At 62.8% G+C, this 11,667-nt stretch carries 11 protein-coding genes; 8 read left to right on the top strand and 3 right to left on the bottom strand.

Translation table 11 applies throughout. The features are described 5' to 3' along the window. The 6 genes from VEK15_29575 to VEK15_29550 all read left to right on the top strand — a co-directional run. A partial coding sequence (locus VEK15_29575; GenBank protein HXV64885.1) for a glucosidase occupies nucleotides 1–1,020 on the top strand: 1,020 nt, incomplete at its 5' end. A gap of 40 nt (nucleotides 1,021–1,060) precedes the next feature. Beyond that, nucleotides 1,061–2,608 carry a GMC family oxidoreductase gene (locus tag VEK15_29570; GenBank protein ID HXV64884.1) on the top strand — a complete coding sequence of 516 codons (1,548 nt, stop codon included), beginning with the start codon at nucleotides 1,061–1,063 and terminating at the stop codon, nucleotides 2,606–2,608. After that, nucleotides 2,605–3,738, top strand: a complete 1,134-nt coding sequence (locus VEK15_29565; GenBank protein ID HXV64883.1) for a glucose 1-dehydrogenase — start codon at nucleotides 2,605–2,607, stop codon at nucleotides 3,736–3,738. The genes VEK15_29570 and VEK15_29565 overlap by 4 nt, the downstream gene beginning before the upstream one ends. A 4-nt stretch (nucleotides 3,739–3,742) precedes the next feature. Next, on the top strand, nucleotides 3,743–4,306 hold the full coding sequence (locus VEK15_29560; GenBank protein HXV64882.1) for an NAD(P)H-dependent oxidoreductase: 564 nt from the start codon (nucleotides 3,743–3,745) through the stop codon (nucleotides 4,304–4,306). Nucleotides 4,307–4,310: 4 nt separating this feature from the next. Beyond that, entirely contained in the window at nucleotides 4,311–4,490 is a 180-nt protein-coding gene (locus VEK15_29555) for a hypothetical protein (protein HXV64881.1), read from the top strand. Then, nucleotides 4,487–5,458 (top strand): alpha/beta hydrolase-fold protein, encoded by a 972-nt coding sequence (locus VEK15_29550; GenBank protein ID HXV64880.1) that lies wholly within the window; start codon nucleotides 4,487–4,489, stop codon nucleotides 5,456–5,458. The genes VEK15_29555 and VEK15_29550 overlap by 4 nt, the downstream gene beginning before the upstream one ends. On the opposite strand, the gene VEK15_29545 is transcribed toward VEK15_29550, so the two are convergent. Continuing rightward, the gene (locus tag VEK15_29545; protein ID HXV64879.1) at nucleotides 5,455–6,717 is read right to left on the bottom strand and encodes a M48 family metalloprotease; all 1,263 of its coding nucleotides are present in this window, start codon (nucleotides 6,715–6,717) and stop codon (nucleotides 5,455–5,457) included. The genes VEK15_29550 and VEK15_29545 overlap by 4 nt on opposite strands. A gap of 122 nt (nucleotides 6,718–6,839) precedes the next feature. Here VEK15_29545 and VEK15_29540 point away from each other — a divergent pair, with 122 nt between their 5' ends. Next, nucleotides 6,840–7,625 carry a hypothetical protein gene (locus VEK15_29540; GenBank protein HXV64878.1) on the top strand — a complete coding sequence of 262 codons (786 nt, stop codon included), beginning with the start codon at nucleotides 6,840–6,842 and terminating at the stop codon, nucleotides 7,623–7,625. A gap of 28 nt (nucleotides 7,626–7,653) precedes the next feature. On the opposite strand, the gene VEK15_29535 is transcribed toward VEK15_29540, so the two are convergent. Beyond that, the gene (locus tag VEK15_29535) at nucleotides 7,654–9,153 is read right to left on the bottom strand and encodes a glycosyltransferase family 39 protein (GenBank protein HXV64877.1); all 1,500 of its coding nucleotides are present in this window, start codon (nucleotides 9,151–9,153) and stop codon (nucleotides 7,654–7,656) included. Between the two features lie 127 nt (nucleotides 9,154–9,280). On the opposite strand from VEK15_29535, the gene VEK15_29530 reads away from it, so the two are divergent. Further along, on the top strand, nucleotides 9,281–11,137 hold the full coding sequence (locus tag VEK15_29530; GenBank protein HXV64876.1) for a winged helix-turn-helix domain-containing protein: 1,857 nt from the start codon (nucleotides 9,281–9,283) through the stop codon (nucleotides 11,135–11,137). On the opposite strand, the gene VEK15_29525 is transcribed toward VEK15_29530, so the two are convergent. Beyond that, a partial coding sequence (locus VEK15_29525) for a DUF885 family protein (protein ID HXV64875.1) occupies nucleotides 11,061–11,667 on the bottom strand: 607 nt, incomplete at its 5' end. The genes VEK15_29530 and VEK15_29525 overlap by 77 nt on opposite strands.

Below are 11,667 nucleotides of genomic sequence, written 5' to 3'. Positions count from 1 at the left end.
GCCTGGATGGCCTTCTACTGCATCACCATGCTCGCCATGGCGATGGAGCTGGCCTCGGAGGATCCGGCCTACGAGGACGTCGCGTCCAAGTTCTTCGAGCACTTCATGGCCATCGTGGAAGCGATGAACCACCTTGGCGGAAACGGTCTCTGGGACGAGGAGGACGGGTTCTACTACGACCAGCTTCGCGTCGGGGGGAGGTCGATTCCCCTGCGGACGCGCTCGATGGTCGGACTGATACCTCTCTTCGCTTGCGAGATCCTCGAGCAGGAGGTGATGGATCGGCTTCCCGGCTTTTCGAAGAGGACCGAGTGGTATCTCCGGAACCGCCCGGACATCACCGATTCCATCTCCTGCATGCATTGCGTCCCCGGCGAAGAGCACGGCCACCGCCTTCTCGCGCTACCGACGCGAGAGAAGCTCGTGCGCCTGCTTCGTTACGTCCTCGACGAGAACGAGTTTCTGTCTCCGTTTGGGATCCGCTCTCTCTCCCAATTTCATCGAGATCACCCTTACGAGTTTCGCGCCAACGGCGAGCTCTTCCGCGTCGACTACACGCCGGGGGAGAGCACGTCGGGGCTGTTCGGCGGTAACTCCAACTGGAGGGGGCCCATCTGGTTTCCGCTCAACTATCTGCTGGTCGAGGCGCTCGAACGTTACCACCACTTCTTCGGGGACGATTTGAAGGTCGAGTGCCCCACCGGGTCGGGGAAGCTCATGAACCTCGATCAGGTGGCGAAAGAGATCGCACGCCGTCTCGGGTCCATCTTTCTCCCCGACTCGATGGGGCGAAGGCCCGTCCACGGGGCGGTCGATCGCTACGCCACTGCGACCGATTTCCGGGACCTGGTCCTCTTCTACGAGTATTTCCATGGGGACACCGGTCGAGGCGTCGGGGCCAGCCACCAGACGGGATGGACCGCGCTCGCGGTGCGGCTCTTGGAAGACGGCGCCCGATCCCGCGAAACCGCGGGTCGGGTTCGTGCATCGGAGAAGGATGAGGCTCTCGAGAGGGTTTGAACGCTCCGCACCGAGCGAATCGCAGAAAGAGGGTTAGAAGATGGCTTCCAACGGTCGATATGACGTCATCATCATTGGCACCGGGGCAGGAGGGGGCACGCTGGCGCACCGGCTCGCCCCCACGGGCAAGAAGATACTGCTTCTCGAACGAGGTGGTTACGTTCCTCGTGAGACCGACAACTGGGACACGCGTGCCGTCGTCACGAAAGGGAAGTACCACATCAAAGACGCCTGGTACGACGAGCACGGCAAGGCGTTCCATCCGGGAACCCACTACTACGTGGGCGGCAACACGAAGTTCTACGGCGCGGCTCTCGTGCGCCTCAGGAAGCAGGATTTCGGCGAAGTGCACCACTATGGGGGCATCTCTCCCTCTTGGCCGATCGCCTACGACGAGCTCGAGCCTTATTACACCGAAGCCGAGCACCTGTACCACGTGCACGGCCTCAGGGGGAGCGACCCGACCGAGCCTCCCGCGAGCGCACCTTATCGCTTCCCGCCGGTGAGCCACGAACCACGACTCGCGAAGCTCGCGGAGGATCTCGAGCGAGCCGGCCACCGCCCGTTCTTCCTGCCGATGGGCATCATGCTGGACGAGAAGAATCCGCACAAGAGCGCCTGCATCCGGTGCTCGACCTGCGACGGGCATCCCTGTCTCGTCAACGCCAAAGCCGACGCACACGTCGTCTGCGTCGAGCCGGCTCTCGAGTACGAGAACGTTTCCCTGTTGACCGGCGCCCTCGTCTCGCGACTGGAGACGAGCCCCTCCGGCCGTGACATCACCAGGGTCCAGGTGGAGCGAAACGGAGAGAAAGAGACCTATTCGGCCGAGGTCGTCGTCGTCTCGTGCGGTGCCATCAACTCGGCCGCGCTCTTGTTGAAATCTTTCAACGACCGTCATCCCAACGGGCTCGCCAACGGCTCCGATCAGGTCGGCCGTAACTACATGTGCCACTTGAACTCGGTGATGCTGGCACTGTCGCGCTGCGAGAACCCGACGGTGTTCCAGAAGACTCTCGGCCTGAACGATTTCTATTTCCCCTCCGAAGACTGGGAGTATCCGATGGGTCACATCTCCTTCGTCGGCAAGACCGACAAGAACGTGCTGGCCGCCGGCGCGCCCCGGCTCGCGCCCGGATTCACCCTCGAGCTCATGGCGAAGCACTCGCTCGACTTCTGGCTTACGTCCGAGGACCTTCCCGATGCGCGGAATCGTGTGACCTTGACGAGGAGCGGCGATATCCAGCTCATCTACCGCCGGAACAACGAGGAAGGACACAAGCGGCTCCAGGCGAAGCTCAAGAGTCTGCTCAAGCACATCGATTGCACCGAGGACCTGTTCCACATGAACGCCTATATCGGCAAGCAGATACCGATCGCCGGGGTCGCCCATCAGAACGGCACGCTGCGTTTCGGGAGGGATCCGAAATCGTCCGTCCTCGACACGTCGTGCAAGGCCCACGAGATCGATAACCTCTACGTCGTCGACGGGAGTTTCTTCCCGTCATCGGGCGCGATGAACCCCGCCCTCACAATCATGGCGAACGCCCTTCGCGTGGGGGACCATCTAAAGGAGAGAATGCGATGATGCTTCTTCCCCGAGCCAACGAAAAGATGAAGGCCGTCGCGGTGTTTCCCGGCAAGGCCTCGAGCATCCATCTGACCGAGCTGCCGATGCCAAAGGTGACGGACGTTCCCGGAGGACGGGGCGTTCTGGCTCGCGTCATCCGCGTCGGCGTCGACGGAACCGACAAAGAGATCAACGCCGCCGAGTACGGCCAGGCGCCTCCCGGGTACGACTTCCTGGTTACCGGACACGAGTGCATGGGGCAGGTGGTCGAGGTGGGTGAGAACGTCACCGAGCTCGAGCCCGGTGACTACGTCGTCCCCACGGTCCGGAGACCGGGGCAGAGTTTCTACGACGGGATCGGCCAGTACGACATGACGACCGACGATGTCTATTTCGAGCGCGGAATCAACCTTCGTCACGGTTATCTCACCGAGTATTTCGTCGACGATCCGGACTACATCGTCAAGCTGCCGAAAGGGCTTCGCGACGTGGGAGTACTGCTCGAGCCCACGTCGGTCATCGAGAAGGGCATCGTTCAAGCCTACGAGCTCCAGCGCCGCTTGAAGGTCTGGCGTCCCCGTCGCGCTGCCGTGCTCGGCGCCGGCACCATCGGTCTTCTCGCCGCCGTGTCCCTCCGGATGCGGGGGCTCGAGGTCACGAGCTTCGGTCGAACGCCGGCTCCCTATCGGAACGCCGATCTCCTCCAGGAGATCGGGGTGCGTTACGTCTCGACGAAACAGAAGCCTCTCGAGGAGGCTTCCAGAGACTATGGGCCATTCGATATCATCTTCGAGGCGACGGGCTTCGCGCCCATCGTGTTCCAGGCGATGGAGCACGTCGGCAAGAACGGTGTTCTCATCCTCTCGAGCGTCACCGGAGGCGGACGCCACGTCGACGTTCCCGCCGATGCCATCAACCTGGGCTTCGTGCTCGGCAACAAGGTGGTCGTGGGCACGGTGAATGCGAACCGGGAGTACTTCGAGGCGGGCATCTACGATCTATGCCGGGCTCAGCTCGAGTATCCCGGGTGGTTGAACAAGCTTCTGACGCATCCCGTCGAGGGGTTGGAACGTTTCGACGAGATGATGCGCCTTCTGACGACCGAAAAGGACGCCATCAAAGTCTTCGTCAACGTCAGCCAGGAGTGAATCGATGGACAGGCCGCTCTTCATTCCCGTCATTCTCGGTACCGCCCGCAAGGGGCGGATGAGCGCTCATGTGGCGCGCTTCGTGCACGGCGAAGTCTCGAAGCGAGCCGCCGTCGAGACCGAGCTCATCGACATTACCGAAGTCCCGATGCCCATCGACGGGGCCGGAGAAGACATCAAGGATCCGTCGTTCTCGGCGAAGATGAACCGTGCCGACGGCGTCATCATCGTCGCGCCCGAGTACAACCACAGCTTTCCCGGTCTTCTGAAACACGTACTCGATACGTGCCTCGAGGAGTACATCCACAAGGCGGCAGGTATCGTGGGTGTGGCCGCCGGGCCCTTTGGCGGCACCCGAGTGGTGCAGAGCCTGCTTCCCGCGCTTCGGGAGATGGGCCTCATGACCATCTTCACCGACGTCAACTTCTCGAGCGTGCACAAGCTCTTCGACGAGAACGGCAAGCTCCTCGAGCCCGCTTACATTCGCAGGACGGCGAACTTCCTCGACGAGCTGGAGTGGATGGCGAAGACGCTCCGGCACGGGCGGGAGAACATTCCCCAGGAGTAGAACCATGACTTGTCCCGAATGCGGTATCGAAATGACGCATCACGCGACGAAAATCGTTCAACCCACGAGCGCCACCGAAGAGGCGATGGTCGATCCCGATCTCGGGGGCGTCGCTCTGGAGCGGCACGCCTGCGCGGCATGCGGCGAAAGCGCGAGCCGTTTGGCCGAGCCGGGAGCCAAATGACGTTTCGCATTCGCGTCCACTATCCCCTGACTTCGGCTGGGAGCGTGGTTCTTCGAACCGAAGCGGATTGGGAGAGGGACGTCGAGCCAGTGGATGGCGGGAGCTCGTATTTCGACTTTCGCGTGGAGTCGAAGGCATCGTTTCTTTATTTCAAGCCGGTTCTACGCGAGAGAACCAACGGGATCCGCTGGTCGGCGGGAGAGAACTACCTCGCACTGTCCGACGAACAAGACCGGGAGGTCTATCCGTACTTCGACGTCGATGACCGGTGCAGCGTCTGCGAGATCCGGGAAGCGGAGTACCGCTACCGAGTCTTCTATCCGCCCGGCTATCACGAGAACGTCCTCGAGCGCTTCCCCGTCCTCTACATGCACGACGCGCAGAACCTCTTTTTTCGCGAGGAGGCGTTCCAGGGATATCACTGGCGCATCCCCGAGACCCTGAGCCTTCTCGATGCGATGAACCTGGTCAAGAAGGTGATCGTCGTGGGCATCTACCCGAACGATCGCGAGAAAGACTATACGAAGCCGGGCTACGAGAAGTACGGCCGATTCCTCGTCGAAAACCTGAAGCCCGAGATCGATCGCTCGTTTCGCACACTTCCCGGGCCCGAGTCCACTGCGGTGATGGGCTCGTCGCTCGGGGGTGTGGCGTCGTTCTTCATGGCGTGGCAGTGGCCGGAGGTCTTCGGCATGGCGGCGTGCCTGTCGAGCACGTTCGGATGGCGCGACGATCTCGAGACCCGCGTCGAGAACGAGCCGCGCCGCAACGTCCGGTTCTATTTGGACAGCGGCTGGCCGAAGGACAACTACGAAGCCACGCGCAACATGAGAACGCGCTTAGTGAGGAAAGGCTATCGACCGGGGAAGGACCTGTTTTATCTCGGCTTTCCCGAAGCGCTCCACAACGAGACTTCCTGGGCGATGCGCTGTCACGTGCCTTTCCAGTTCTTGTTCGGCGACCGTTAGCGTGAGCTCGGCTTCGCGGGCGCCGCCTTCAACTTGGCGGTGGCCCTCTCGAAGGCGCCCTCGTTCGTCTTCAACGACGCCGTGTCCAGCTTCCCTCGATAGTTCGAATTGATCTCCCGGGTCAGGTTGCTGATGCGCGCCTGGTGCGTCGAATGGTCGCTGAAGAAGAAGTTCGCCACGGCTCCCTGATCTCCGGTGTGCCTATTGAAGATTCTCCAGACCTCGGGTGCCTGGAAGGGATCGTATCCCGCATCGATCATGTACTCGAGACCGACGCGGTCCGCCTCGTCTTCGAGGTCGCGGCCGTGACCGTTGACGATGGCGCCCAGGGTCAGACTCGAGCCGAGCCCCGTCAGCAGCCCCGCCCAGGGATTGTCGGTTTTCGCGCCCACGACGATCCCGCCGGCCAGCGCCCCCAGCTGCAGCCACTTCAGTTTGTTCCTCTGTTTATAACCTCGGTAGCCGTGACGATGGGTGGCATGGGCGATCTCGTGCCCCATGACGGTGGCAAGCTGCGCTTCGTTCTCGAGAACGCGAAGAAGTCCCGTATGAACGACGACCGTGCCGTCGGGGAGGGCGAAGGCGTTCAGGCTCGGATCTTCGATGACGCTGAAGTTGAACTTCAGCTCATCGGTATCGACCCATCGAGGCACCAGACCCGAGCCCACTCGGGCAACGTAATCCTGCAGGGCCGCGTCGTCGCTGCGAGGGAGCTCCTCTTTCAACTTTTCGACTTCCTGGGCGACGAGGCTCATGAACCGAGTTTCTTCCTCGTCGAAGCCCGGCGGATAGATTTTGGCCTCCTTGACCTGGACCGCGCCACGGTCGAGGACGATGCCCTTTCCATCGATACGCATACCCGAACGGAGCGGTTCGGACGGCGCGGCTCCCTGGGGCCAGACGAGCTCTCGGCCTCCGAGCTCGATCCGAGCGTTCTCCCGGACTTCCAAGAAACCCTCGAGATCGACTTCCTCGAAGCGCTTGTTCTTCACCTTGAGCTTCTTGGCGAGAAAAGCGTCGCCTCCCCTCGTGCCATCGACCTCGACCTCCCAGCCGATGCGAAGGTCGGCAAACGTCACGCCTTTGTGATTCGGACGCTCGATCCGGGTCTCGGCGGTCGTCCGCACGGGAACGCCTTCCACCACGAGCGAGCTCGCGCCCAGATCCCAGACGTATCCCCGGAGCTTCTCGCCGAAGGCGTTTTCGCCGACGAGAAGAACGATCGATGCGCCCAGACAGAAAGAAATCCCCTTCCTCATCGCGTCTTCCTCGTTTGACCGACGTTAGCACAAAACACCCGGCGTCACGACTCGGCTCGGTTGCGGGCGAGCGGCACGAGATGGTATTTTCGCCTTGTCATCCGAGGAAGGGGGATGAGCCGATGAGGGCAGAAATACCGCTTTTTCGGTGCATACCTTGGATCGCGTCGTTCTCCATCGCTGGCTTCGCGTTCGCAACCCAGCCTTGGTCGGGGCGCACCGGGGAGGTCGAGAGGATCCTCGCCAAGGGCGAGGTGACGTCGATCAAGCCGCTGGGCGAAGGCAGGAACGACCCCAAGAAGCTGACCTTGACTCTGGAGGGGAGCACGCTCTCTGGACTGTGGAAGCCCATCGAGCGAGGCAAAAAAGATTGGGCCTGGGAAAGCTACCAGGCGGAGGTCGCCGCGTATGAGCTCGACAAGCTCCTCGACCTCGGGATGGTTCCACCCACGGTCGTGAGGACCGTCGGCGGCGTGCCAGGGTCGCTTCAACTCTGGGTCGATGGATGCCGATTGTTCGCCGACGTGGGAGACGAAACACCCGCGGAGCCGGAGCGGTGGGAGCGGCAGATCTCTCGCATGAAGGTCTTCGACAACCTTATCAGCAACTGGGACCGGAGCGACCGGGACTATCTGGTCGACTCCGACTGGGGAATCGTGCTGATCGATCACTCGCAGGCGTTCTTGAGCACCAAAGAGCTCAGTCCGAACCCCGACCAAATCCCGGAACGTTTCGACAAGGGCCTCGTCGAGGAGATCCGGGCGCTCGAGCCCGACACGCTTCGTTTCAAGTTCGGAAGATTGCTCATGGAGCCTCAAGTCGAGGCGATTCTGGCGCGTCGCGACGTGCTGCTCGACCGGCTCGAGAAACTCATTGCCGAGCGTGGCGAGAGTGCCGTAGTCTTCTGATTCTTAGCCGCTCCTTGGCAGCACGCGCTCAATCGAAATGGCGGACCCCTCGCCAGAAATCAGCGAGCGATGTCTTCAAGCCCCGAGCGATCCAGACGCTGCGTTGCGACTCGTAGGGCATGCAGTATCCACAGTCGAGCGCATCGAGGGCCAGGGTCACCTGGTCGAACCTCGCTCCCAGGCCCGCCTCGGAGCCTCCGATCACGATCCAGACGTTTCCGCCCGTCGGGCCCCAGTACCAATAGTTGTTGTGGCCGCTCGAAGCTCTCGGAAGCCCGAGGTCCTCACCGAACCGGTCGATGGCTCCGGCGATGCCATAGTCCGGGGCGAGAATCCCGACGCGAGAACGTTCGTCCTCCGGAAGGCTGGCCCAGACGCGAGCGATCTTGCGTACGATGTCTTCCCAGCCGTGCATGTCGGCGTAATGCTGGGAAAGCGCCCCGAGCTCTTTGCGCTCCTCCGTCGAAGGCTCCTGACCGAGCGCCCTGGCGTATCGAAGATACGCGTCCACCGGAAGCAGTGGGATGGTGAACGGAGCGAGAACCGCGCCACCCAGGATCAGGATGAAGACGAGAGCGGTTCGCGCCCAGCGAGAGGAGAGCCAGGATTCCACTACGACGGCCCCAGCCGGGAGCAGCCAGGTATAGGCCGGTGCCAGGTAGCCCGACCGACTCGTGCCCGCGCTCACGAGGATTGTGAAAACGCTCAGATAGACGAAGCCCAGGAGGCGGAACCGACGCCCTCCTGGCGCGGCTAAATAGAACAGGAGTCCGGAAATCCAGAGAGGAGCCGTCAGGGGGTGCATCATTTCCACTTGACCGAGGAGAAACTCCAGGGGCGCGACTTCGCGCATCTTCTCGGTGGTCGCGACCTGCATGAACTCGAGGGTCGGCCACCCATGTGATATTTGCCAGACCAGGTACGGAGCCAGCCCCATGAGGGCCACGCCGGCCGCGAGCCAGGGCCCCGGCGTCAGAAGCCAGCGCCGCTCGCGCGTCGCGGTGAGACCTACTGCTAATCCTGCACCGAGCCAGAGAACACTGATCTTGTTGGCGAGCCCCAAAGTCAAGGCGAGCCCAACCGCGAGCCACAGACGCTCCTCACCGCGAGCCATTCGGATGAACAGATAGGCAACCACCGCCCAGGCCATCACGTCGAGGGCGTTCATGGAGTAATACTGGCTGACACTCAGATAGGCGGGTGCCACGAAGGCCGCGGTCAGCGCCAACGCGCAGGCGTAGCGACCTCCTCCGAGCTCTCGAGTCATGAGACCCACGAGGACCAGGCTCACCGCACCGGCCAGCGCCGGAACGATCCGTATCGCCGGGAGAGAATCCCCGAGGAGCGTTCGGGAGGCTCGCAAAACGAGAATCGAAAGCGAGGGGTGGTCGACGTAGCCGAGGTCCAGATGTTCGGAGCAGGCCAGGTAGTACAGCTCGTCGCGAAAATATCCGTACTCGGTCGCCGTCGCCAGATGGAGGCCGATCTTGGCGGCAGCAAACACGAGAAGCAGGTTGCGGTACGACATGGCACGAGTGTTCGCCTCCGAGCCAATCAACGCAACCCACGAGTCCCTGATTCGAGGATGACGCGCCAAGTCTCTGATCCAGAAAGGTCTGCGGTTCTTCATTACGTGCTACGCTTCGTGCCGAGCAATGGCCAAAGGGCTTTTCCGCTTCGGGCTCTTCGAGCTCGACCGTACCCGCGGCGAGCTTCGACGCGAAGGTCGACGCGTGCCCATCCAGGATCAACCGTTGAGGCTCCTCGAGCTGCTCGTGGAACGCGCCGGCGGGACGGTGGGTCGCGACGAGATCCGTAATGCTCTGTGGCCCGAGACCGTCCACGTGGACTTCGAGGCGGGGCTCAACGCGGCCGTACGGAGGCTCAGGGAGGCGCTCGACGACTCTGCCACGAATCCTCGCTACGTGGCGACCGTCCCGAGGCGCGGCTACCGCTTCATTGCCCCCGTCGAGACGTCCATTGCCTCGTCCCGAAAGCGATGGCCGTGGCTCCTGGCGGCATCGGTTCTCGTGGTCGGTGTCCTCGCCCTCGCCGTTCGAATCTTCGTGGCTCCCGCGGGGCCTATCCGAGTCGCCGTCCTCCCCTTCGAGAACTTGAGCCAGGACCCTTCCCAGGACTTTCTCGCCGACGGGTTGACCGAGGAGCTCATCACCGAGCTCGCGACGAAGAGCTCGGAACAGCTCGCGGTCATCGCGAGAACTTCGGTTCTGCCCTACAAGGGCAGGTCGAAGACCGCGCGCGAGGTCGGGGCGGAGCTCGACGTCGATTTCCTGCTCGAAGGCTCGGTACGCTCCGATGGCAAGAAGCTGCGTATTGCCGCCCGGCTCGTGCGAGGCTCGGACGAAGCGAGCGTGTGGTCGGCCGACTTCGAGCGCGAGCTCGACCGTTTGATCGCTACCCAGAGAGAGATCGCATCCGAGGTCGCCCGGGCGATGGCCGTTCGCCTCGTTCCCGAAGAGCGAAAGCCCCCCGACGCCCAGGCGTACGAGCTGTTTCTTCGAGGGCGGTTCTTTCTCAACCAGCGCTCCCAGGACGGGTTCTCCGCCGCCCTGTCCTCCTTCGAAGCGGCCGTGGCCCGAGATCCGAGCTTTGCCGCCGGCTACGTCGGGTTGGCCGAGACCCATGCGCTCCTCGGCAATTACGACTTCCTGGAGCCTGCCGACGCCTATTCGGCGGCGATTCAGCCGATCACCAGGGCGCTCGAGCTCGATCCCGACCTTGCCGACGCCCACCTCGTGCTCGCGTACCTGAAGGACGCCTACCAATGGGACTGGGAGGCTGCCGAACGCGAATACCGCAGAGCGGTCGAGTCCAATCCCAATCTCGCACGGGCCCATCACTGGCTCGGGGGGTTTCTATCCTCGCGGGGCCGACACGACGAGGCGATCGCGTCGACTCGGCGGGCGCTCGAGCTCGACCCACTTTCGTTGATCGTACACACCGAGCTCGCCTGGCAGTTGTTCTTCGCGCGTCGCTACGAAGACGCCATCGAGCAATGCCGGCGGACGATCGAGCTCGATCGCGACTTCCTTCCCGCCGTCGACAGTCTGAAGTGGATCCTGATCGTCGCCGGTCGACAAGAAGAGGCGGGGGAAGCTTTCATACGGGTCATGGAGCTCGAAGGGGAATCGGCCGAGAGCCTCGCCCAAGCTCGGGTGGCGCTCCAGGAAGAAGGCATCGGCGCTCTCCTGCGAAGGTCGGTCGAGGCGACCCGTGCCCGCCCAGCCTACGACGTCGCGATCGACTACGCCACGCTCGGCGAGGTGGACCGCGCTCTCGAATGGCTGGAGCGAGCCTACGCCAAAGGAGAGACCGACCTGGCCGACATCCGGGTCGATCCACGACTGGATCCCTTGCGCCAGCGTGCGGCCTTCGAAGAGATCGCGAAACGAGTCGAGTCCCCGAGACCCTTCGCTATCGAGCCGAAGTCATCCGGCGGATCTCATCGTCCCGCCCCGTCAGTTCCCAGCGAATCAGAGAGACGGGAATGACGCCCGCCGCGGTGAACTCGTCCATGAAGCCTTTCAGGGTGAACCCGTCGCCGAGCTCGAGGGCTCGTTCGGCGAGGAGCTTCTCGATCTCGATCTTGCCGATGATGTAGCTCGTCCCGTAGCCTGGCTGCTGCAGGTAGAGGTGCTGCTCGCCCCAGACGGTGTCGCTGTCCGGCGGCATCCATCCACGAGGTGTCCATCGGGAAGCAAACTCCGCCGCTTGCTCGATGGTGTATTCGTTAGCGTGCATCATCAGGCCCCCGAGCGCCCGGGCGGCGCGCTGCGCCAGCAGAATGTAGATGAGCTCGCGAGCCCGGGGCCGTCCTTCGAAGAGCCCCGCGTGCATCATCATCTCTTCCATACCGGTCGCAAGCCCCTCGGAGCGGGCGTCGAAGATGTTGGAGAGCGAAGGGACTCTTCGGATCGGGCTCGCGTGCGGCTCCTCGACCATCCGGGCGAGCTCGATCCAGTGGGTGCCATGGGTGCGCATCGTGACTGGCTCACGGTAGGCGACCTCGTCGAAGAATCCG

This window comes from Vicinamibacteria bacterium, from assembly GCA_035620555.1.
Lineage (GTDB): Bacteria > Acidobacteriota > Vicinamibacteria > Marinacidobacterales > SMYC01 > DASPGQ01.
This window is presented reverse-complemented; position numbering and strand designations above follow the sequence as displayed.